The sequence below is a fragment of the Kineococcus rhizosphaerae genome (genome assembly GCF_003002055.1).
Taxonomy (GTDB): domain Bacteria; phylum Actinomycetota; class Actinomycetes; order Actinomycetales; family Kineococcaceae; genus Kineococcus; species Kineococcus rhizosphaerae.
In genome coordinates this window covers 185,417-206,328 of sequence record NZ_PVZF01000001.1, presented here as the reverse complement: position 1 = coordinate 206,328, position 20,912 = coordinate 185,417, and the positions used below count along the sequence as shown (strand labels likewise).

The window sequence follows — 20,912 nt, the reverse complement described above, 5'->3', positions numbered from 1 at the left end:
TCGTCGCGGTCAGCGCCGGTCGGGCTCCTCGGTGGGCGAGTCCACGGTCGGGAGCGACTCCGAGTCACGAGCAGACGACTCATCGTCACTGGACGGGGACCGGGCGCCCTCACGCTCGAGGTCCTCGACGTCCTGGCGCCCGGAGTGCCGCCGCCGCGAGCGCACGAAGGCGACGAGCGCGAGCAGGAAGACGAGCGCCGCGACCCACTGGTTGACCCGCAGGTGCAGGAAGTGGTTCGCGGTGTCGATGCGCAGGGCCTCGAAGACGCTGCGCCCGACGCAGTACAGCGCCACGTACGCGAAGAACGACTGACCGTGGCGCAGCGTCCAGCGCCGGTCGGCCAGCACGATGAAGCCCGCCACGAGCAGGCACCACAACGACTCGTAGAGGAACGTCGGCTGGAACGTGCCGAGGACCTGCGGGTCCCCGTTCGCGTCCAGGACCGCCCGGCCCGCCGACTCGTCCCAGCGGTGCACGGTCAGCGCCCAGGGCACGTCGGTGGCCCGGCCGTACAGCTCGTTGTTGAACCAGTTGCCCCACCGGCCCGCCGCCTGGGCCACCAGCAGCCCCGGGGCCATGGCGTCGGCCAGCGGCCAGAACCGGTACCCGCCGCGACGGCAGGCGATCCAGGCCCCCAGCGCTCCCCCGGCGATGGCGCCCCAGATGCCCAGGCCGCCCTCCCAGACGTACAACGCCCGGACGGGGTCGCCGCCGGCCCCGAAGTAGGCCTGCGGGGAGGTGATCACGTGGTAGAGCCGGGCCCCGACGACACCCAGGGGCACGGCCCACACGGCGACGTCGAGGATGAAGTCCTGCCGTCCGCCCTTGGCCCGCCAGCGGCGCTCGGCCACCAGGACGCCGAGGACGATCCCGGCCACGATGCACAGCGCGTAGGCCCGCACCGGCAGCGGCCCGAGGTGCCAGACGGCGACCGTCGGGCTGGGGATGGCCGTCCCGAACGCGGCGGGGATCACGTCGTCGCCGCAGCGACGGCCTGGGTCAGCGCCGTTGAGGGGTCGGAGCCCAGGACCTGCTCGTTGGTCAGGGTCTGCTTCTGACCGCCCTGGGGCGTCACCGTGACGGTGGGCGTCCCGCTCACGCCGCCGGCCTCCATCGAGTCCTGCACCGACTGCACGTAGTCGCGGTAGGCGTGGCCCTCGACCGCCTTCTGCCAGGCGTCGAGGTCGGGCACGCCCGCGGTCTGCGCGATCTTCCGCAGGTCGGCGACGGTGTACCCGACGCCCTCCTTCGGCTGGGCGGCGAACGTCGCCGTGGTGAACTCGGCGAACCGGCCCTGCGCGTCCGCGGCCGCGGCGGCCTCGGCGGCCAGCTGCGAGGCGGTGTTGCCGAGGTTGCCGTCGAGGAAGGTCAGGGTGTGCACGACGACCTTCGCCTTGCCGCTGGCGGCCAGGTCCACGACGGTCGAGCCCGCCGCGGCCTCGAACTGCTTGCAGTACGGGCACTGGTAGTCCAGCCACACGTCGACCGTGGGTGCCCCCACGGCGGCGGTGCCGGGCAGCACGTAGCCGGCGGCCTTTGCGCCCGCGCTCGGGGGGTTCACCTGGGCCGCGGTGGCGACGGTGTCGGGGCGGGAGCGGTCGATGACGACCACGACGACCGCCACGATCGCGAGCACCACGACGACGGCGACGCTGATGAGCAGCACGCGCCGGCTGCGTTCCTTGGCCAGCTCGCGCTGCCGCATGGCCGCGGCCTTGGCCCGGCGCGCCTCGCGGGCGTCCTCGGCCGCCGCCGCGCGGGCCGGGTGACCGCCGGGCTTCCTGGTGCTCACGTCGTCGATCTCCTCGTGGGTCAGGGCCCCGCGGACGGGGCCCCGGGGTCAGGGACGGGTGCGGACGCCCACGGCCAGGGCCTCGGCGAGCTCACCGACGGCCTTGGCCCCCGCGCCGATCGAGTCGGCGTCCAGCAGGCGCTGGACGAACGCGGAACCGACGATCACGCCGTCGGCGTACCCGGCGACCTCGGTCGCCTGGGCCGGGGTGGAGACCCCCAGACCCACGCAGACCCGCTCGGCGCCGGCGGCCCGGGTGCGGCGGACGAGGTCGGCCGCACCGGCGCCCACGCTCGCACGCGTTCCTGTGACTCCCATCAACGAGGCGGCGTAGACGAACCCGCGGCACGCGGCCGACGTCGTCGCCAACCGGGCGTCGGTCGAGCTGGGGGCCACGAGGAAGACCCGTTCGAGGTCGTGGGCGTCGCTGGCGGCGATCCACGCCCCGGCCTCGTCGGGGATGAGGTCGGGCGTGATGAGCCCGGCTCCCCCGGCGCTCGCCAGGTCGGCGGCCCAGCGGTCCACGCCGTAGCGGTCCACGGGCGGCCAGTACGTCATGACGAGCACCGCGGCGCCCGTGGCGGCGACGGCCTCCACGGCGCGCAGCACGTCCGCGGGGCGCGTGCGGTTGGCCAGGCACACCTCGGCGGCCCGCTGGATGGTCGGACCGTCCATCGTCGGGTCCGAGTAGGGGAACCCCAGCTCGACGACGTCGGCGCCCCCGGCGACGGCGGCCTTGGCGGCCTCGACGGACCCCTCCACGTCGGGGAACCCGACGGGCAGGTACGCCACGAGGGCGGCGCGGCCCTCGGCCTTGGCCCGGTCGACCGCCGCGGCGGCCCCGCCGGCTCGGACGGGAGTCTGCCCGTCGACCTGGACGTCGGTCTGCGAGGTGCTCACCAGCCGGACCCTTCGGTGTTCTCGGGGGTGTCCGAGACCCGTTCGGCCTCGGAGGCGACGAGGTCGGCGTCGCTGACCAGCCCGAACCAGCGGGCGGCGGTGTCGACGTCCTTGTCCCCGCGCCCGGACAGGCTGACGAGGATCACGGACTCGGGGCCGAGGGCCTTGCCGAGGTCCAGGGCGCCCGCCAGGGCGTGCGAGCTCTCGATCGCGGGGATGATCCCCTCGGTGCGGCACAGCAGCCGGAAGGCGTCCATGGCCTGGGTGTCGGTGATCGGCGAGTACGTCGCGCGGCCGCTGGCCGCCAGCCAGGAGTGCTCCGGACCCACGCCCGGGTAGTCCAGGCCGGCCGAGATCGAGTGCGACTCGACCGTCTGGCCGTCCTCGTCCTGCATGACGAACTGCCGCGCGCCCTGGAACACCCCTGCGGCCCCGGCCGAGATCGGGGCGGCGTGCCGGCCGGTCTCGAGCCCGTCGCCGCCGGCCTCGTAGCCGTGCAGCGCGACCGAGGGGTCGTCGAGGAAGGCGTGGAAGATGCCGATGGCGTTCGACCCGCCGCCGACGCAGGCCGCGACGGCGTCCGGGAGCCGGCCGGTGAGGGCCTGGACCTGTTCGCGCGCCTCGATCCCGACGATGCGCTGCAGGTCGCGGACCAGGACGGGGAACGGGTGCGGCCCGGCGACCGTCCCGAACGCGTAGTGGGTGGTGTCCACCGAGGCCACCCAGTCGCGGAAGGCCTCGTTGACGGCGTCCTTGAGGGTGCGCGAGCCGGCGGTGACGGGCACGACCGTCGCGCCGAGCAGGCGCATGCGGGCGACGTTCAGCGCCTGCCGGCGGGTGTCCTCCTCGCCCATGTAGATCGTGCACTCCAGGCCCATGAGCGCCGCGGCGGTCGCCGTCGCGACGCCGTGCTGGCCGGCCCCGGTCTCGGCGATCATCCGGGTCTTGCCCATCCGCTTGGTCAGCAGCGCCTGGCCCAGCACGTTGTTGATCTTGTGCGAGCCGGTGTGGTTGAGGTCCTCGCGCTTGAGGACGATGCGTGCCCCTCCGGCGTGCGCGGCGAAGCGCGGCACCTCGGTGAGGATGCTCGGGCGCCCCGTGTAGCTGCGGTGCAGCTCGGCCAGCTCGGCCAGGTAGGCCGGGTCCGACATCGCGGTGGTGTGCGCCGCCTCGATCTCCTCCAGGGCGGCGACGAGCGCCTCGGGGACGAAGCGGCCGCCGAACGCGCCGAAGTAGGGCCCGCGCTCGGCGGAGAAGGAGCGTCCGGAGGTGGTCAGCGGGGTCTCGTTCACCCCGGCGGCGGTGGTCACGGGCGCACCGCCTGAACGGCCGGGTGCGCACCGGCGGCCACGAGGTCGGCCACCGCGCGGCGCGGGTCGTCGCCGCGGACCAGCGTCTCGCCGACCAGGACCGCGTCGGCGCCCGCGCGCGCGAACTCGACGACGTCGCGCGGGCCGGACACGCCGGACTCGGCGACCTTGACCTTCGTGTCCGGGATGAGCGGGGCGAGGTCGGCGAAGGTGCCGTTGTCGACCTCGAGGGTCTTCAGGTTCCGGTTGTTGACCCCGATGACCCGGGCGTCGGCGTCGAGGGCGCGGGCGACCTCCTCGGCCGTGTGCACCTCCACCAGCGCCGTCATGCCCAGGGAGTGGGTGCGTTCGATGAGCGACACGAGGGCCTCCTGCTCGAGGGCGGCCACGATGAGGAGCACGACGTCGGCTCCCCAGGCGCGGGCCTCCCACAACTGGTACGACTCCACGACGAAGTCCTTGCGCAGCACGGGCACGTCCACCGCCAGGCGGACGTCGCGCAGGTCGTCGAGGCTGCCGCCGAAGCGGCGCTGCTCGGTCAGGACGCTGATGACGCTGGCGCCACCGAGCTCGTACTGACCGGCGAGGGCGGCCGGGTCCGGGATGGTGGCCAGCGCGCCCTTGGACGGGCTCTTGCGCTTGACCTCGGCGATGACCTTGACCCCGCGCTGCTCGGCGTCGCGCGGCTTGAGGACGGCGTGCGCGTCCTTGGCCGGGACCTGCCGGCGGGCGCGTTCCTTCAGCTCGTCGAGCGAGGTCAGGGCCTTGCGGGCCGCCAGGTCCTCGCGGACGCCGGCCAGGATGTCGTCGAGGACTGTCACGCGTCGAGGGTATCTCCGCGCGGGGGCCGCCAGGGCCCGCCCCCGCGCCCGCCGGACGTCAGCGGCGCGGGCGGGCGGCGCCGACGGGCTTGCCGTCCGCGCCCTTGACCCCGTAGCCGGCCTTGGCCAGGACCGCCGAGACCACGAGGGAGGCCAGGATGACGACGCCGCCGATGATCCCCCAGGTCCAGCTGGGGAAGACGATCGCCAGGGACAGGATGAGGAAGCCGACGAGGCAGACCGCGACCCCGGCCCAGGCGGCGACGCTGTGGCCGTGACCGTGCTCGTCGGCGATGTCGACGTCCCCGTGGGCGGTGGGGTTCTGGTGGGTGCTCACGGTGGCTCCTCGGCAGGTCTGGGGCGCCGGTCGGCTCACCCCGTCCGGCACACGTACTACGCACACCGTACCGACTCACCGCGCCGGCGGGCGCGGCGGCTCAGCGAGTGGGGTCGTCGCCGTGCGTCAGGGAGTCCCAGGCCGCGGCGGGGTCCTCGGCCGGCGTCGCCACCACCCGCGTCGCGTCGCGCTCGTGCCGGGTCGGCCCGGCGGGGGCGCCGGCGCGCCGGGAGGCGGCGAACGCGCCGAGGCCGGCCACGGCGACGAGGGCACCACCGGCGGCCGAGACGACGGGCCACGGGCGCAGGGCGGCCCCGCCCTCGAGGCGGGCCTGCGTCGTGCCGCTGACCGCGCGGGCCGGGGCGGCCAGGGCGGTGGCCGGGTGCGTCAGCGTGCCCACCGACGCCGAGACGACCCCGGCGCCGGCCAGGACGAGGACGAGCGCGGCCAGCAGGCGCGCGAACCGGCGGCCCAGCGTCGAGGCCACCACCGCCGCGAGGGCGACCAGGGCCAGGGCCGTGGCGACCGGCGCCGCGTCGCGGCCGTCCACCACGACGGCGCTGGTCCCCGACGCGGTCCGCGCCACCCCGCTGACCCAGGTCGGCGCCCCCGCGCCCAGCGCGAGGACCGCCCCGAGGGCGGCGAGCAGGAGCAGCGGCCCGCGGCGGCTGCGGGGCCGGGAGGGCGCCGGGGAGGCGGGGGCGCTCACGCGGGCCGGGCGGCGGTGCGGGCCAGGGGCAGGCTCGTCGCGTCGAAGCAGGTGCGGTCCCCGGTGTGGCAGGCGGCCCCCACCTGCTCGACCTGCAGGAGCAGGGCGTCGCCGTCGCAGTCCAGGGAGACCTCCTTGACCCACTGCACGTGCCCGGAGGTGTCGCCCTTGCGCCACAGCTGCTGGCGGCTGCGGGAGAAGTACGTGGCGCGGCCGGTGGTGAGCGTCTCGGCCAGGGCCTCGTCGTCCATCCACGCCACCATGAGCACCTCGCGGGTGTCGTGCTGCTGCACCACGGCGCAGACCAGGCCGGCCTCGTTGCGCTTGAGGCGGGCGGCGACGGACGGATCGAGACTCAGCGGCGACACGCCCGTCATGGTCTCACCGCCCCGGGGTCGCGGTGCGCGGGCCGGGTGGCACGATCGGGGTCATGCCCACCCGCCCCACCGCCTCGAACCGGCACCCCAGCGACGCGCGCCGCGAACGGGACGGCCTGTGCGACAGCGCTTCGCGGGTCGGCCCCGACGCCCCCACGTTGTGCGCCGGCTGGGACGTGCGCGACCTGATGGTGCACCTGGCGGTGCGCGACAACCGCCCCGACGTCGTGCTCGGCGAGGCCGTCCCGCCGTTGCGGGGCCACCGCGAGCGCGTCCTGTCCGAGCTGGGCGCCGCGCCGTTCGAGGACCTCGTCGAGCGCGTCCGCAACGGCCCGCACGGGCCGCTGAAGCTGCCGGCGCTGGACTCCCTGACCAACAGCGCCGAGTTCTTCGTCCACCACGAGGACATCCTGCGCGCGCAGGACGACTGGGCCCCCCGGGAACTGCCCCGCGCCCAGCGGGCCGCGCTGTGGCGCACCGTCAAGGTCCTGGGCCGGGTCGCCTACCGGCGCGCCGGGGTCGGCGTCGTCCTCGTGACGCCGCAGGGTCCGCGCGCCGTGGTCAAGCAGGGGGCGGACTCGGTGGCCCTCACCGGCGACCCGGCCGAGCTGCTGCTGCACGCCTTCGGCCGCCGCAGCCGCGCGAACGTCCGCGTCGACGGCGCACCCGCTGCGGTGCAGCGATTCCGCGAGGCGTTCCCGGTCTAGCGCACCGGCGACCCGGTCGCGCGCAGGGCGTCCTTGACCTGCCCGATCGTCAGCTGGCCGAAGTGGAAGACGCTCGCGGCCAGCACGGCGTCGGCCCCCGCGGCCACGGCCGGGGGGAAGTGCTCCACGGCCCCGGCACCGCCGCTGGCCACCAGGGGGACCCCGACCCGGGCCCGGACCTCGCGCAGCATCTCCAGGTCGAACCCCTGCCGGGTGCCGTCGGCGTCCATCGAGTTCAGCAGGATCTCCCCGGCCCCCAGCTCGGCGGCCCGGACGGCCCACTCCACGGCGTCCAGGCCCGTGCCGCGCCGGCCGCCGTGGGTGGTCACCTCGTACCCCGAGGCCGTCGTGGGCTCGCCGGGCAGGGTGCGCCGGGCGTCGACGGACAGCACGAGGACCTGCGCCCCGAAGCGGTCGGCGATCTCGGCGATCAGCTCGGGCCGGGCGATGGCGGCGGTGTTCACCCCGACCTTGTCGGCCCCCGCCCGCAGCAGCTTCTCCACGTCGGCCACCGCCCGGACCCCGCCCCCGACGGTCAGGGGGATGAAGACCTGCTCCGCCGTGCGGCGCACGACGTCGTACGTCGTCTCGCGCGAGCCGGAGGAGGCGGTGACGTCCAGGAACGTCAGCTCGTCGGCGCCCTCGGCGTCGTAGCGTCGCGCGAGCTCCACGGGGTCGCCCGCGTCGCGCAGGTCGGCGAAGTTGACGCCCTTGACGACGCGGCCGGCGTCGACGTCCAGGCACGGGATGACACGGACCGCGACGGTCGCGGGAGAAACGGGCACGGGGGAAAGGTACCGTCGGCCCCGTGGCCCCCGAACTCCGCGTGACGCAGGTCGATCCGCAGGACCGGGAGGCCCTGCGCGCCTGGTCGGTCCCCAGCCGCGCGGCGTTCCTGCAGTCGGCCCCCACCGAGGAGGACCTGCAGGAGCGGCGCCGAGCCGTCACCGGGCACCGCCTGAGCGCCGTCCACGACACCGTGGCCGGCGAGGACCGGGTCGTGGCGACGCTGCGCACCTTCGACTCCGAGCTGACGGTGCCGGGCTCGGGGCCCGTGAGCGTCGACGCCGTCTCGACCGCGACGGTCCTGCCCACCCACCGCCGCCGCGGGCTGCTGACGCGGATGCTCACCGCCGACCTCGAGCGGGCCCGGCACGACGGGCACGCCTTCGCCGCGCTCATCGCGGCCGAGGCCCCCATCTACGGCCGGTTCGGGTTCGGCGCGGCCACCCGCGCCACGAGCCTGGTCCTCGACGACGCCCGCGTCCGGTTCCGGCCCGACGCGCCCGCGGCCTCCGGCTCGCTGGAGTTCGTGCCCGACGGGCGGACCGCGGAGCTGGCCGCCGTGCACGACCGCACGCGCCGGCACCGCCCCGGCGGGCTGCTGCGCGACGAGGCGTGGTGGCAGGCCGCGGCCCGGCGCGGTCCGGGCCGCTGGCTGGGCCACTCCGGGCACGTCGTGCTGCACCGCGACGAGCGCGGCGTCGCCGACGGGTACGTCGCCTACGACGTCACCGACGAGTCCGTGGGCCGCGTGCCCGACGGCACCGCGCACGTGCGCGACCTCGCCGCGGCCACCCCGGCGGCCTACCGGGCGCTGTGGGAGTTCGTCACCTCCATCGACCTCGTGCGCACGACACGGGCGGGCAACCGGCCCGTGGACGAGCTGCTCCCCCACCTGCTCGTCGACCCCCGCGCCGTGCAGACCGGGCCCGTGGACGACCTGCTGTGGCTGCGGGCGCTGGACGTTCCCGGGGCGCTCGCCGCCCGGCGGTACCTGGGGTGCGGGACGCTCGTGCTGAAGGTCGTCGACCCGCTCGGGCTGGCCGAGGCGACCGTGCGGCTGCACGTCGCCGCCCAGCGCTGCGGCGCGGACGGCTGGGTGTGCGCCGAGGTCACCACGACCGACGCCGAGCCCGACGTCGTGCTGCCCGTGGGCGAGCTGTCCTCGCTGCTGCTCGGCGGGACGTCGGCGGTGGCGCTGCACGCGGCCGGCCGGATCGACTGCTCGGCGGCTGCGGCCTACACCCTCACCACGCTCATGGCCACGCCCGAGCAGCCGTGGTGCCCGACGTGGTTCTGACGTGGCGGTGAGCGGGGTGCGCCCGACGCACGAGGTCGTGCAGGAGGTCCTGGCCCTGCTGGCCGCCGTCCCCGCACCGGCCGCCGGGCCCACCGTCGTCGCGGTCGACGGCCGCTCCGGGTCGGGCAAGACCGACCTGGCGGCCGCGCTCGCCGAGCGCACGGGTGCCGTCGTCGTGCACGTGGACGACCTGTACCCGGGCTGGTCGGGGCTGGCCGCCGCCGTCGACGTGCTGTCCGGGCTGCTGGCGACCCTGCGCTCGGGGGCCGTCGCGCACCAGCCCGTCTGGGACTGGTCCGCACACGCCTACACGCGCACCGTCGCGCTGCCCACGAGCGGCCTGGTCGTGCTCGAGGGCGTCGGGGCGGGGTGCGCCGGGCCGGTGGACCTGCTCGTCGAGCTCGTCGCCGACCCGTCGGTACGCCGGGCCCGGGCCCTGGCGCGCGACGGGGCCACCTTCGCCCCGCACTGGGACGCGTGGGCGGCGCAGGAGGCGGAGCTGTTCTCCCGCAGGCCCTTGCGACCGGACGTGACGTTCGGGTCGGCCACCGCGGCGGGCGCCGTCCCGGCCTGGGCCTAGCGGCCCGCGCGCTCCTCGACCAGGCGCGCCAGGCGCAGCGCCTCGGCCCGGGCGTGCTCGCCGTCGGCGCGCTGGACGGCCATGACGGCGAGGTTCTCGCCGTCGTCGGTGTCCAGGGTCAGCCACGGGTCGGCCCCGCCGAAGCGGACCGCGACGATCGCGCCCCACTCGACCTCGCGCGTGAAGACCACGTTGCGCACGACGAGCGCCTCGTCCGTCACCCGCGCGTTCACCGAGACGAGCCGGACGAGCACCGCGGCGCACAGGACGGCGAAGACCACCGCGAAGACGCTGTCCTGGCGCTGCCAGCCGGAGTCGGGGGCGAAGGAGAGCCCGATCGACATGCCGACCATGACCACGACGAGCCCGATCGCGAAGCCGAAGCCGACGACCCGGGCCCGCCGGGGCCGGAAGTCGGCGCGTTCCCCCTGGGTCACCACCGCGGTCACAGCCGGCAGGCGTGGATGCTCGTGACGAGGATGCCGCGGGCGCCGAGGTCGTACAGCTCGTCCATGACGCGGTTGGTCTCCGAGCTCTTGACCATGGCCCGCACGGCGACCCACTCGTCGTTGGCCAGCGGGGAGACCGTCGGCGACTCCAGGCCCGGGGTGATCGCGAAGGCCCGCTCGACGAGGGCCTTGGGGCAGTCGTAGTCGACGATCACGTACTGGCGGGCGACGAGGACGCCCTGCAGCCGGCGCACGAGGACCTCGACGGCCGGGTCGGCCTCGGCCCCCGCGCGGCGCACGAGGGTGGCCTCCGAGCGCATGATCGGTTCGCCGAAGATCTCCAGCCCGGCGGCGCGCAGCGTGGTGCCGGTTTCGACGACGTCGGCGATCACGTCCGCGATGCCGAGAGCGACCGCGGTCTCCACGGCCCCGTCGAGGTGGACGATGTCGGCGGTGACGCCGTGGTCGGCGAGGTGCTTGGCCAGCAGCCCGGAGTAGCTCGTCGCGATCCGGCGGCCCTCGAGGTCGCCCACCCCGGAGGCGACCCCCGGGCGACCGGCGAAGCGGAAGGTGCTGCGGGCGAAGCCGAGCGGCAGGACCTCGTCGGCCGGGGCGCGGGAGTCCAGCAGCAGGTCCCGGCCCGTGATGCCGGCGTCGAGGGTGCCGGAGCCGACGTACAGCGCGATGTCGCGCGGGCGCAGGAAGACGAACTGGGCGTTGTTGTCCGGGTCGTCGAGGAGGAGTTCCTTGGCCTCGCGACGCTGGTTGTAGCCGGCCTCGCGCAGCATGGCGGAGGCGGCCTCGGACAGCGAGCCCTTGTTGGGGACGGCGATGCGGAGCGGTTCGGTGGGCACGGGGGGTCTCCTAGAGGTGGGAGTACACGTCGTCGAGCGTCAGACCGCGGGCGATCATCAGCACCTGCAGGTGGTACAGCAGCTGCGAGATCTCCTCGGCGGTCCGCTCCCCCGACTCGTGCTCCGCGGCCATCCACACCTCGGCCGCCTCCTCGACGACCTTCTTGCCGATGGCATGGACGCCGGCGTCCAGTTCCAGCACCGTCCCCGAGCCCGCGGGCCGGGTCAGCGCCTTGTCGCTCAGTTCGGCGAACAGGGCGTCGAAGGTCTTCACGTGCAGGGAGTCTAGGCCGTCGGGCTGCTCGCCCCGACCACGCGGTCCCCCGGCGGCGGTCCGTTCCGGCACGTTGACTCCCCGGTCCCGTTCAACGGGACCGGGGAGTCAACGTGCCAGGACCCTCAGGACGTCGGCAGGGGCGCGACGCCGCGCAGGGCGACGACCGTCTCCAGCGCCGCCTCCACGGCCTCGGCGCCCTTGTCCTCGCGCGAACCGCGCAACCCGGCCCGGTGCAGCGCCTGGGCCTCGTTGTCGACGGTGAGCACGCCGAACCCGATGGGCACGCCCGTGGTGACCGCCACCTGGGTCAGGCCGGACGTCGCGGCGTCGCACACGTACTCGAAGTGCGGTGTGCCGCCGCGGATCACGACGCCCAGGGTGACGACCGCGTCGTAGCCGGCGCGGGCCAGCCGGGCCGCGGCCACGGGCAGCTCGAAGGCGCCCGGCACGCGCACCTCGGTGACGTCGGTGACGCCGGAGGCCTCCAGGGCGCGGCGCGCGCCGGCCAGCAGGCCCTCCATGACCTCGGCGTGCCAGCGCGCCGCGACGACCGCGACCCGCAGCCCGCTGCCGTCGACGGTGATCTCCGGGCTTCCGTCCCCGCTCACGCGTTCCCCTCTCCTGCGTCCTGTCCTGCCGCCGCGGACAGGTGCGCCCGCAGCTCGGCGATCGTCAGGACGGGCAGCGCGTGCTGCTCACCCAGCGCGACGATCTGGTCCCAGCGTGACATCGACCCGTCGTCCTCGACGAGTTCGGCGATGATCGCGACGGGCCTGAGCCCCGCGAGCCGGCACAGGTCGACGGCCGCCTCGGTGTGCCCGGGGCGTTCCAGGACGCCGCCGGGCCGGGCCCGCAGCGGGAACACGTGCCCGGGGCGGATCAGGTCGGCGGGCACCGAGGACGGGTCGGCCAGGACGCGGGCGGTCCGAGCGCGGTCGGCCGCGGAGATGCCCGTCGTGACGCCCGTGGCCGCGTCGCAGCTGACGGTGTAGTCGGTGCGCAGCGAGTCCTCGTTGCGCTCGACCATCCGCGGCAGGGCCAGGGCGTCGGCGCGCTCGGCGCTCATCGGGGCGCAGAGCATCCCCGAGGTGTGCCGCACGGTCCATCCGATCCACTCCGGCGTCGCGAGCTCGGCCGCGAGGACGACGTCGCCCTCGTTCTCGCGGTCGGCGTCGTCGGAGACGAGGACGGGACGGCCGGCGCGCAGCGCGACGAGCGCCTCGTCGACGGCGGTGGTGGTGCTCACGCTCACGCCCCCGCCCCGATCCGGTCGAAGGCGTTCAGCCGCTCGACGTACTTGGCCAGGACGTCCACCTCGAGGTTGACCTGCGCTCCGGGCCCCTTGGTGCCCAGGACCGTCAGTTCGAGGGTCGCGGGGATGAGCGAGACCTCCAGCCACGGTTCGTCCACGCCGGGGGCGCTGACGCCGGAGACGGTGAGCGAGGTGCCGTCGATCGTGATGGAGCCCTTCTCCACCACGTAGCGGGCCAGGTCGGCCGGGATCGCGAACCGCACGACCTCCCACGCCTCCCCCGGCGTGCGCGCCACGAGCGTGCCGGTGCCGTCGACGTGGCCCTGCACGATGTGCCCGCCGAGGCGGCCGTGCGCGGCCATCGCGCGTTCGAGGTTGACCCGGCGGCCCGGGGCGACGTCGTGCAACGAGCTGCGCTGCAACGACTCCTGCATGACGTCGACGGTGAAGGTGCCCGGTTCGGGCTGGTCGACGACGGTGAGGCAGACGCCGTCGACGGCGATGGACGCGCCGTGCACGGCGTCGGAGACCACGACGGGTCCGCGCACGGTCAGCCGCGCCGACTCCGAGCCGAACTCCACGGCGACGACCTCGCCGATCTCTTCCACGATTCCGGTGAACACGGGGACTGCCTCCTGGACGGTGCTGCGAGCTGGTGGTCCAGCGAGCTCCGCGGGGCACGGGGAGGCGACGACGGGTGCGCCGGGGTGGCCCTGCGGGCAGGGCGGACCGGGGCGGACCGTCGACCGGGGCGTCGACGTCGACGGCCGGCACGACCCGCGGTGCGGGGTCGGCGAAGCGCGCGACGACGACGCCGCGCGCTGCCTCCCATCCGGACTTTCACCGTCGGCCCCGGAGTTCCACCGGATCAACCGCCCACCGAGGTGGGGGCTCGCGGACTGTCACCGCCGGTTCGGGTTTCCACCGACCCCGGAGCACGCGTGTCGTGCGGTCTTGCTGCGGGCCAGTGTGCCACGCAGCGGGTTCAGTGCCGGCAGGCGGCGGCCGCGAGGTGACGCAGCTCACCGATCGCGGCGGCGGCGTCGTCGGCCCCGTAGACGGCCGAGCCGGCCACGAACACGTCGGCCCCGGCCTCGGCGGCACGCTCGATCGTGCTCGCCGAGACGCCCCCGTCGACCTGCAGCCGCACGTCGAACCCGGAGTCGCCGATGGCGGCGCGCGCCCGGCGGATCTTGGGCAGGGTCACGTCGAGGAACCCCTGCCCGCCGAACCCGGGCTCGACGGTCATGACGAGGACCATGTCGAACTCCCCGAGCAGGTCGACGTAGGGCTCGACCGGGGTCGCCGGCCGCAGGGCGATCCCGGCCCGACCCCCCGCCTTGCGGATCTCGCGCGCCAGCTTCACGGGGGCGGTCGCCGCCTCGGCGTGGAACGTGACGCCCGCGGCCCCGGCCTCGGCGTAGGCCGGGGCCCAGCGGTCGGGGTCGTCGATCATGAGGTGGCAGTCCAGCGGGATCGGCGAGACCCGTTGCAGCGCCTCGACGATCGGCAGGCCCAGGGTGAGGTTCGGCACGAAGTGCCCGTCCATGACGTCGACGTGGGCGGCGTCGGCGGTGGAGATCCGGTCCAGTTCCGCCTGCAGGTTGGCGAAGTCGGCGGACAGGATGGAGGGGTTGATGCGCGGTTCGCGGTCCTGGGGCACGGCGCGACAGTACCCCGCGACCCCGCGCGGATCTGACGTCACGACGCACCACTGGTGTACCGTGACGTCATGTCCGAGACGACCGCGTTCACCCTCCGGCTCGACGCGGCGCACCGCTCGATGCTCGAGCGCCTGCAGTCCCGCCACCCGGGCGTCTCGCGCCAGCGGCTGTTCGAAGGGCTGCTGGAGCAGGCCGACGACGCCGACCGCGCCGACGTCCAGGACGTCGCCCGCGCCATCTACGCCGAGAACAAGGACCTGTTCGACGCCCTCACCGCCGGTCTGGACGGCGTCGCGGTCCGGGCCGGGTGATCCGCCCCGTCCGCTACCTGACGGTCGGCGACCTCGTCCGCTTCACCGCGATCTTCCCCGACGGCCCCTACGACGTCCGCGACGCCGGCCTGCTGGCCCTGGCCGCCGAGCGCCCGCAGCTGCAGGTGCTGGGCCGCGACGCCTACCCCGACCTGCCCCGCAAGGCGGCCGCGCTGCTGCACTCGATCGTGCGCACCCGCCCGCTGGTCGACGGCAACGAGCGGACGGCCCTGCTCGCGGCGCTGGCGATGCTGCACCTGAACGGGACGGGCGTGGCGGCCACGTCGGCGCGGGCCGGCCTGGCGCTGACCCGGGACGTCGCCGAGGGCACCCTCGACGACGTCCCCGAGATCGCGGCCCGCCTGACCCGCCTCGTCGAGCGCGGGGTCAGCGACTGAGGCGCGTCAGGAGCGGGCGACGACGTCGGCGGGGCGCAGGTCCTTGACCGACCCGATCCCCATCTGCCGCAACGTGGTCACCAGCTCGGCCTGGTAGTTCGCCAGCACCGTGGCCACCCCCTCGGCGCCGTCGGCGGCCAGGCCCCACATGGCGGGCCGGCCGATGTGCACGGCCTTGGCCCCCAGCGCGAGCGCCACGGCGGCCTGCGCGCCGCCGCGGATGCCGGAGTCGACGTGGACCTCGACCTCGCCGCCGACCTCGGCGAGGATCTCGGGCAGGGCGAAGGCCGACGTCACGGAGTTGCCCAGGCGGCGGCCGCCGTGGGTGGAGACGATGATCCCGTCGGCGCCGGCGTCCACGCAGCGACGCGCGTCGCGGGCGGTGAGCACGCCCTTGCACAGGACGGGCAGCCCGGAGGCCTCCGCGAGCCAGCCGATGACGTCCGGCGTCAGGTCCAGCGCCATGTCGGTGTCCTTGCCGAAGCGCTCCAGCTCGGCCGCGGTGAGGTTGGCCGTGCGGTTCTTGCGCGGGCCCTCGGGCCAGTTGCGGGGGTCGATCGCGGGGATCTCGCGACCCAGTGGCGTGGTGTCGACGGTGAGGATGAGCGCCTTGGCGCCGGCGGTGGCGGCGCGCTCGACGAGCAGGCGGGTGGCCGCGCGGTCGCGGGCGACGTAGACCTGGTACCACCAGGGCGCGCCCTGGGCGGCGATGTCGTCGAAGCGGGCGCCGGTGTTGGTGGAGACGCCGAGCAGGGTGCCGGCCTTCGCCGCGCCCTGGGCGGTGAGCACCTCCCCCTCGGGCCGGGCCCCGACCTGCTGGGCCATGGGGGCCACGAGGATCGGCGCGGCGACGGGGGTGCCGAGCACGTCGCTGGTGAGGTCCTGGGCGGAGGCGTCGCGCAGGACGCTGGGCCGCAGCCGGAACGCGTTCCAGTCGGCGATGCCCTCCCGGTCGCAGGAGCCGTCGCCCGCGTTGGAGTGGTAGTAGGCCGACACGTAGTCGGGCAGCACGGCGTCGGCGCGGCGGGCGAGGTCCTCGATCCAGGTCACGGACCTCATCCTCGCCCACCGGCCGGGCTCCCCGTGCCCTCCGGTCCCTCGACGGGACCAAGGTCACGGGCAGGTTCGTCAGTTCAGCGGACGCGTGCCCTCCGGGATGCCCCCGCCGGCGTAGATGGCGCGGGCGGCGTCCTGCAGGGCGGTGAGGGCGACGCGCTGGGTCAGCGGGCCGTAGGTGATGCGGGCGACGCCGAGCTCGGCGAGGCGGGCCTGGTCGGGCACGCCGGGGAAGCCGATGACCGACAGCTTCTGCGGGCCGAAGGCCGCGACGAGCTCGGTGACGGCGTCCTCGTCGAGGGGGCCGGGGACGAAGACGCTCGTGGCGCCGGCGTCGAGGTAGGCCTTGCCGCGCTCGATCGCGTCGGGCAGCCACACGTCGCGGCCGCGGTCGCCGCCGCGGGCCAGGGCGTCGGTGCGGGCGTTGAGGACGAAGGGCACGCCCTCGGCCTCGCCGGCGGCGACGATGGCCTCGACGCGGGCGACGGACTCGTCCAGCGGCCGCAGCCGGTCCTCGACGTTGGCGCCGACGACGCCGACCCCGATGGCCTTGCGGACGGTCTCGCCGGCGTCGCCGTAGCCGCCGTCGAGGTCGGCGGAGACCGGCAGGTCCCCGGCCGCGACGACGATGCGCTCGACGAGGGACAGGCCCAGCTCCAGCGGGATCTGCTCGCCGTCGCCGTAGCCGAAGGTGGCGGCGATGGAGTGCCCGGCCGTGGCCAGGGCCTTGGTCTGGGGTTCGCCCGCGACGACGGTCGCCGACACGGCGTCCCAGACGTTGACGAGGACGAGGAGCTCGGGGTCTTCGTGCAGGTGCCGCAGCCGGGCGGCCTTCTCAGCGGAGTTCACGGGAGTGAACCTCTCACGAAGGGCCGCGACGGGGGCAGTGGGGCGGGCACAGTGGGACGGTGATCGTGGTCTTCGACGGTGAAGTGGACGTCCACTACGGGTTCGTGCACTTCAGGCCGCAGGACGAGTTCCCCGAGGGCGAGCCACGTGCGGGGCAGCGCAACGGGTTGCTCGGCGCCCAGGAGCTGCGGTTCCTGCACGTGGTGACCGGCCTGCACACCGGACGGGTGAGCGTGCGGGTGGAGACCGGCGACCAGGCACCCGGCGCGCCCGCGCCGGAGTGGGAGGACGTCGTCGAGGCATCGCTCACGGTGGAGCTGAGCGACGAGCCCGACCCGGAGTGGGCTGGGCTGTCGGACGTCGAACCGGCGGGTCCACCGCTGTACGTCCTGAGCACCTTCCAGGACGCCCACGACGTCGCGGTGCTGGAACCGGGCACCTACCGGGCGCGCTGGCACGGGCTCGGGATGGACGCCGGGAACGCGGCGGACGTCCGCTCGGAGGCCGACCCGGACGTCGAGCGGTACCTGCTGCAGCTGTGGCCGGCACCGTGGTCCCCGGACGCGGTGCTGCGCGAGGGGAGCGAGACCGCTCGGTGCTGGCACGAGACGGCGCGCGCGCAGCCCGCGCCGCCCCCGTCGCCGGGCCGGGCGGAACGGCACCGGCTGCGACAGGCCGAGCGGGACCGGGAGCGCCTGGAGTTCGAGGAGGGCCACCGGGCCTGGCTGGTGCAGGAGCTCTGGGGCGGGGTCGCGCCGCGTCCGGAGCTGGAGGCGCTGGAGGGCCGGGCCTCGATGCTGGCCGCGCAGGACCGGGCCCTGGTGGACGAGGTGTTCGACGCCCCGCCGCAGGTCCAGCGGCGGCTGGCGGCGTGGGCGGCCCGGCGCGCGTGCGTGGACGCCGGGGTCGAGCACCTGCCCGAGGTCGTGGAGGCGCTGGGCGCCCTGGACTCCGGCCGGGCGCTCGACGCGGCCGTGTGGGGCGACTGGGCGCGTGCCTTCGAGGTCCTGAACCCACCCGCGCCGGGGGGCGACGACCCCCAGGTCACACTGGGGTTCTCCGTCATCACGTTCGGCGACGACTCTCCCCCGCCTCCGGTGGCCCCGGAGGCCACGGTCGTCGACGCCGTGACCCTCGCGGCGGACGAGCACCCGGCGCGGGCGGCGATCGGGGCCGTCGACGCCGTGGGCCGCGGCCACGCCGGCGGACCGGCGTTCTTCGCCGAGGTCCGCGGGCGCCTGGTGCCCGGGGTCAGCTGACGCGGCGCAGCAGGGCCACGTGCATGGCGTCGGTCCCGTGCGTGTGCGGCCACAGCTGCACCGCCGCACCGGCCGCGGCCGAGGGCATCCCGGGCACGACCCGCTCCAGGACGGCCGGGGTGTCGAGGCGCTCGACCTCGACGCCGCGCTTGGCGGCGGCCTTGACGGCGTCGTCGACGACGAGCCGGGTCTCGCTCAGGACGGGCGAGCACGTGGCGTAGGCGACGACCCCGCCGGGACGCACGGCGTCCAGCGCCGAGGCGAGCAGCTCGCGCTGCAGCGGGGCGAGCGAGCCGAGGTCGGCGGGGGTGCGCCGCCACCGGGCCTCCGGACGCCGGCGCAGGGCCCCCAGGCCCGTGCAGGGGGCGTCGACGAGCACGCGGTCGTACGCCCCCGGTTCGTCGGTGCCGACCTCGCGGCCGTCGCCGACGCGGACGTCGGCCAGGCCCGGGACGGCGCTCAACGCCTGGCGCACGAGCTCGGCGCGGTGGCCGGCGACCTCGACGGCCGTCAGCGTCGCGCCGCGGCCCGCCGCGGTGGCGGCCAGCAGCGCGGCCTTGCCGCCGGGACCGGCGCACAGGTCGAGCCAGCGCTCGTCGCGGCCCTCGACGTCGGCGGCGGCCAGCACGAGGGCGACGACCTGCGAGCCCTCGTCCTGGACGCGGGCGCGGCCGGTGCGGACGGCGGCGAGCTTGCCCGGGTCGCCGTGCACGACGTGCGCGGCGGTGGGGGCCCAGCGGCCGGTGCCGATCTCCAGGTGGGCGTCGCGCCCGACGAGGTCGTCGGGGCTCGCCAGGCCCGGCAGCGCGGCGAGCGCCACGTGCGCGGGGGTGTTGTCGGCGCGCAGCAGGTCCTCGAGCTCGGCCGGGTCGTGCCCGTGGGCGCGCAGCGCCTCGCGCAGGCTGCGCAGGACCCACTGGGGGTGGGAGTACCGCACGGCGAGGTCGTCGTCGGAGTCCCCGGGCGCGACCTCGGCGAGCCACTGGTCCAGGTCTCGGCCGGAGGCCTTGCGCAGCACGGCGTTGACGAGGCCGGCCGGGCCGCCGCCGAGGACGTTGCGGGCCAGGGCGACGCTGGTGGCGACGGCGGCGTGGTCGGGCACGCGCATGGCCAGGAGCTGGTGCAGGCCCATGCGCAGGACGTCGACGACGCCGGCGTCCAGGTCGGCCAGGGGCCGGTCGACGAGGGTGGCCAGCAGGGCGTCGTAGGTGCCCTGCCCGCGCAGCACGCCGTAGGCGAGCTCGGTGGCGAAGGCGGCGTCGCGGCCGTTCAGCTTCCTGGCGCGCAGCAGCTTCGGCAGCACGAGGTTGGCGTAGGCGTCGTCGGCCGAGACCGCGCGCAGCACCTCGTAGGCGACCTTGCGCGATTCGTCGACGCGCGTGAAGCGGTCCTGCTTGACGCCCCGGCGGGGGCTGTTCTGACCCTGGATGGTCCGGCCGGTCACGCGAACTCCTCCCCCGGCTGCGGCCGGGTCCCGCGCGCCCAGTCGGTCGCGCCCATCAGCTTCTTGCCCGCGGGCTGGACCGGGCCGAGTTCGACCGACCCGGCGCCGGTGCCCACCAGGACCCGCTTGCGCTCCACGACGATCCGGCCCGCGGGCAGGTCCTCGTCGGTGGGGGTCACGGGGGCGAGCTTGAACCGCTCCCCGCGGAACGTCGTCCACGAGCCCGGTTCGGGGGTGCAGCCGCGCACGTGCCGGTCGACCTCGGCGGCGGTGCGGGTCCAGTCGACGCGGGCCTCCTCGACGGTGATCTTCGGGGCCAGGCTCACGTCCCCGGTCTGCGGGACCGCCGCGGCGGTGCCGTCCTCGAGGGCGTCCAGGACGTCGACGAGGGTCCGGGCACCGGTGACGGCGAGCCGGCCGAGCAGGTCGCCGGCGCTGTCGCGGGGGCCGACGGGTTCGGTGAACCGCGCGTAGACGGGCCCGGTGTCCAGGCCCTCCTCGAGGGCGAAGACGCAGGCGCCGGTGACGTCGTCGCCGTGCATGACGGCGCGCTGGACGGGGGCGGCCCCGCGCCAGGCGGGCAGCAGCGAGAAGTGCAGGTTCAGCCAGCCGAACCGGGGCACGTCGAGGGCCTCGCGGGGCACGAGCGCGCCGTAGGCCACGACGGGGCAGGCGTCGGGTTCGAGGTCCCGCAACTGTGCGAGGAACTCCTCGCCGCGGGGCCTGACCGGTTGCAGGACGGGCAGTCCGGCCTCGCGGGCGCGCTGGGCGAGGGGGGAGGCGACGGGCTTGCGGCCCCGGCCGGCGACGGCGTCGGGACGGGTGAGGACGGCGACGACGTCGTGGCGGCTGGCGAGCAGCGCGTCGAGGGCGGGGACGGCGACGTCGGGGGTTCCGGCGAGGACGAGACGCACTACCTCGCCTGACCGAACGTGGCGTGCGGGGACACCTTGACCTGCGGGGTCTCCAGTCCGAGCCACTCGGCCTCGCGGACGGCCTTGAGCGCGAGCTTGCGCTGGGCCTTGTCGAGGCGGTCGATGAACAGGATCCCGTCGAGGTGGTCGGTCTCGTGCTGGATGGCGCGGGCCTTGTACTCCGAGCCGGTGATGGTGACCGGTTCGCCGTGCATGTCGAACCCCTTGGCCACGACGTGCAGCGAGCGCCGGGTGTCGGCCACGATCCCGGGGAACGACAGGCAGCCCTCGTCGCCCTCCTGGCACTCCTCGCTCAGCTCCAGGACGGGGTTGACGAGGTGCCCGAGCTCACCGTCGGCGTGGTAGGTGAACACCCGCAGCGACACCCCGAGCTGCGGGGCGGCGAGCCCGGCGCCGGGGGCGGCGAGCATGGTCTCCTCGAGGTCCTTGACGAGCTGGCGCAGCTCCTTGTCGAAGTTGGTGACCTCTTCCGCGCGCTGGCGCAGGACGGGGTCCCCGAAGAGTCGGATGGGCTGGATCGCCACGAGGCTCCCTGGGTCGGCGGCGG

Annotated in this window: 26 protein-coding genes, 1 pseudogene and 1 riboswitch; of the genes and pseudogenes, 6 read left to right on the top strand and 21 right to left on the bottom strand. The window is 75.5% G+C overall.

Going from position 1 to position 20,912, the window contains the following annotated elements; translation table 11 throughout:
- Positions 1–9: 9 nt before the first annotated feature.
- The 8 genes from lgt to hisI form a co-directional block, all read right to left on the bottom strand.
- The gene (gene lgt / locus CLV37_RS01075) at positions 10–975 is read right to left on the bottom strand and encodes a prolipoprotein diacylglyceryl transferase (RefSeq protein ID WP_106206144.1); all 966 of its coding nucleotides are present in this window, start codon (positions 973–975) and stop codon (positions 10–12) included.
- Positions 972–1,793 carry a DsbA family protein gene (locus CLV37_RS01070; RefSeq protein ID WP_106206142.1) on the bottom strand — a complete coding sequence of 274 codons (822 nt, stop codon included), beginning with the start codon at positions 1,791–1,793 and terminating at the stop codon, positions 972–974. Before CLV37_RS01070 ends, lgt begins: the two co-directional genes overlap by 4 nt.
- Positions 1,794–1,841: 48 nt before the next feature.
- Complete coding sequence (trpA, locus tag CLV37_RS01065; protein ID WP_425433598.1) at positions 1,842–2,696, bottom strand: tryptophan synthase subunit alpha; 855 nt, start codon at positions 2,694–2,696, stop codon at positions 1,842–1,844.
- Positions 2,690–3,970 (bottom strand): tryptophan synthase subunit beta, encoded by a 1,281-nt coding sequence (trpB, locus tag CLV37_RS01060; RefSeq protein ID WP_106207278.1) that lies wholly within the window; start codon positions 3,968–3,970, stop codon positions 2,690–2,692. Before trpB ends, trpA begins: the two co-directional genes overlap by 7 nt.
- Before the next feature lie 29 nt (positions 3,971–3,999).
- Positions 4,000–4,824, bottom strand: a complete 825-nt coding sequence (gene trpC / locus CLV37_RS01055; protein ID WP_106206139.1) for an indole-3-glycerol phosphate synthase TrpC — start codon at positions 4,822–4,824, stop codon at positions 4,000–4,002.
- Positions 4,825–4,882: 58 nt separating this feature from the next.
- On the bottom strand, positions 4,883–5,161 hold the full coding sequence (locus CLV37_RS01050; RefSeq protein ID WP_106206137.1) for an HGxxPAAW family protein: 279 nt from the start codon (positions 5,159–5,161) through the stop codon (positions 4,883–4,885).
- 100 nt (positions 5,162–5,261) lie between these two features.
- Positions 5,262–5,870, bottom strand: a complete 609-nt coding sequence (locus CLV37_RS01045) for a Trp biosynthesis-associated membrane protein (RefSeq protein ID WP_170126989.1) — start codon at positions 5,868–5,870, stop codon at positions 5,262–5,264.
- The gene (gene hisI / locus CLV37_RS01040; protein ID WP_106206133.1) at positions 5,867–6,247 is read right to left on the bottom strand and encodes a phosphoribosyl-AMP cyclohydrolase; all 381 of its coding nucleotides are present in this window, start codon (positions 6,245–6,247) and stop codon (positions 5,867–5,869) included. Before hisI ends, CLV37_RS01045 begins: the two co-directional genes overlap by 4 nt.
- A gap of 53 nt (positions 6,248–6,300) precedes the next feature.
- Between hisI and CLV37_RS01035 the strand changes: the two genes are divergently transcribed.
- Complete coding sequence (locus tag CLV37_RS01035; RefSeq protein ID WP_106207276.1) at positions 6,301–6,954, top strand: TIGR03085 family metal-binding protein; 654 nt, start codon at positions 6,301–6,303, stop codon at positions 6,952–6,954.
- On the opposite strand, the gene hisF is transcribed toward CLV37_RS01035, so the two are convergent.
- Positions 6,951–7,739: an imidazole glycerol phosphate synthase subunit HisF gene (hisF, locus tag CLV37_RS01030; RefSeq protein WP_106206131.1), complete on the bottom strand. Its 789-nt coding sequence runs from the start codon at positions 7,737–7,739 to the stop codon at positions 6,951–6,953. The two genes, CLV37_RS01035 and hisF, sit on opposite strands and share 4 nt — an antisense overlap.
- Before the next feature lie 23 nt (positions 7,740–7,762).
- Here hisF and CLV37_RS01025 point away from each other — a divergent pair, with 23 nt between their 5' ends.
- Complete coding sequence (locus tag CLV37_RS01025; RefSeq protein ID WP_106206129.1) at positions 7,763–9,037, top strand: GNAT family N-acetyltransferase; 1,275 nt, start codon at positions 7,763–7,765, stop codon at positions 9,035–9,037.
- Positions 9,038–9,053: 16 nt separating this feature from the next.
- On the top strand, positions 9,054–9,617 hold the full coding sequence (locus tag CLV37_RS01020; RefSeq protein WP_211298281.1) for a nucleoside/nucleotide kinase family protein: 564 nt from the start codon (positions 9,054–9,056) through the stop codon (positions 9,615–9,617).
- Here CLV37_RS01020 and CLV37_RS01015 read toward each other — a convergent pair.
- The 7 genes and pseudogenes from CLV37_RS01015 to rpe all read right to left on the bottom strand — a co-directional run bounded on the left by CLV37_RS01015 (position 9,614) and on the right by rpe (position 14,112).
- Positions 9,614–10,066, bottom strand: coding sequence for a PH domain-containing protein (locus CLV37_RS01015; RefSeq protein WP_106206127.1), 453 nt, complete (start codon positions 10,064–10,066; stop codon positions 9,614–9,616). The two genes, CLV37_RS01020 and CLV37_RS01015, sit on opposite strands and share 4 nt — an antisense overlap.
- Positions 10,063–10,920, bottom strand: coding sequence for an ATP phosphoribosyltransferase (hisG, locus tag CLV37_RS01010; RefSeq protein WP_106206125.1), 858 nt, complete (start codon positions 10,918–10,920; stop codon positions 10,063–10,065). Before hisG ends, CLV37_RS01015 begins: the two co-directional genes overlap by 4 nt.
- 10 nt (positions 10,921–10,930) lie before the next feature.
- The gene (locus CLV37_RS01005) at positions 10,931–11,194 is read right to left on the bottom strand and encodes a phosphoribosyl-ATP diphosphatase (protein WP_106206123.1); all 264 of its coding nucleotides are present in this window, start codon (positions 11,192–11,194) and stop codon (positions 10,931–10,933) included.
- Between the two features lie 125 nt (positions 11,195–11,319).
- The gene (ribH, locus tag CLV37_RS01000; protein ID WP_106206121.1) at positions 11,320–11,805 is read right to left on the bottom strand and encodes a 6,7-dimethyl-8-ribityllumazine synthase; all 486 of its coding nucleotides are present in this window, start codon (positions 11,803–11,805) and stop codon (positions 11,320–11,322) included.
- Between the two features lie 32 nt (positions 11,806–11,837).
- Positions 11,838–12,443: pseudogene (gene ribB / locus CLV37_RS00995) on the bottom strand (3,4-dihydroxy-2-butanone-4-phosphate synthase); the annotation flags it as partial.
- Positions 12,444–12,445: 2 nt separating this feature from the next.
- Positions 12,446–13,072 carry a riboflavin synthase gene (locus CLV37_RS00990; protein WP_106206117.1) on the bottom strand — a complete coding sequence of 209 codons (627 nt, stop codon included), beginning with the start codon at positions 13,070–13,072 and terminating at the stop codon, positions 12,446–12,448.
- Positions 13,073–13,265: 193 nt separating this feature from the next.
- Positions 13,266–13,392, bottom strand: a riboswitch (FMN riboswitch).
- A 42-nt stretch (positions 13,393–13,434) separates the two neighbouring features.
- Positions 13,435–14,112: a ribulose-phosphate 3-epimerase gene (gene rpe, locus CLV37_RS00985; RefSeq protein WP_211298279.1), complete on the bottom strand. Its 678-nt coding sequence runs from the start codon at positions 14,110–14,112 to the stop codon at positions 13,435–13,437.
- Positions 14,113–14,181: 69 nt separating this feature from the next.
- On the opposite strand from rpe, the gene CLV37_RS00980 reads away from it, so the two are divergent.
- Entirely contained in the window at positions 14,182–14,424 is a 243-nt protein-coding gene (locus CLV37_RS00980) for a hypothetical protein (RefSeq protein WP_146149249.1), read from the top strand.
- Positions 14,421–14,822, top strand: a complete 402-nt coding sequence (locus CLV37_RS00975; protein ID WP_106206113.1) for a type II toxin-antitoxin system death-on-curing family toxin — start codon at positions 14,421–14,423, stop codon at positions 14,820–14,822. Before CLV37_RS00980 ends, CLV37_RS00975 begins: the two co-directional genes overlap by 4 nt.
- Before the next feature lie 6 nt (positions 14,823–14,828).
- Here the strand turns inward: CLV37_RS00975 and CLV37_RS00970 are convergent, their stop codons facing one another.
- On the bottom strand, positions 14,829–15,872 hold the full coding sequence (locus CLV37_RS00970; RefSeq protein WP_170126988.1) for an alpha-hydroxy acid oxidase: 1,044 nt from the start codon (positions 15,870–15,872) through the stop codon (positions 14,829–14,831).
- A 78-nt stretch (positions 15,873–15,950) separates the two neighbouring features.
- Positions 15,951–16,727 (bottom strand): isocitrate lyase/PEP mutase family protein, encoded by a 777-nt coding sequence (locus tag CLV37_RS00965; protein WP_106206109.1) that lies wholly within the window; start codon positions 16,725–16,727, stop codon positions 15,951–15,953.
- Between the two features lie 59 nt (positions 16,728–16,786).
- Here CLV37_RS00965 and CLV37_RS00960 point away from each other — a divergent pair, with 59 nt between their 5' ends.
- Complete coding sequence (locus CLV37_RS00960; RefSeq protein WP_106206107.1) at positions 16,787–17,986, top strand: hypothetical protein; 1,200 nt, start codon at positions 16,787–16,789, stop codon at positions 17,984–17,986.
- Here CLV37_RS00960 and CLV37_RS00955 read toward each other — a convergent pair.
- From CLV37_RS00955 to def, 3 genes are read right to left on the bottom strand one after another with little or no spacing between them, the layout of a single operon-like run.
- Positions 17,979–19,430, bottom strand: coding sequence for an RsmB/NOP family class I SAM-dependent RNA methyltransferase (locus tag CLV37_RS00955; protein ID WP_211298278.1), 1,452 nt, complete (start codon positions 19,428–19,430; stop codon positions 17,979–17,981). The genes CLV37_RS00960 and CLV37_RS00955 overlap by 8 nt on opposite strands.
- On the bottom strand, positions 19,427–20,344 hold the full coding sequence (fmt, locus tag CLV37_RS00950; protein ID WP_106206105.1) for a methionyl-tRNA formyltransferase: 918 nt from the start codon (positions 20,342–20,344) through the stop codon (positions 19,427–19,429). Before fmt ends, CLV37_RS00955 begins: the two co-directional genes overlap by 4 nt.
- Complete coding sequence (def, locus tag CLV37_RS00945) at positions 20,344–20,889, bottom strand: peptide deformylase (RefSeq protein ID WP_106206103.1); 546 nt, start codon at positions 20,887–20,889, stop codon at positions 20,344–20,346. The genes fmt and def overlap by 1 nt, the downstream gene beginning before the upstream one ends.
- Between the last annotated feature and the right edge of the window lie 23 nt (positions 20,890–20,912).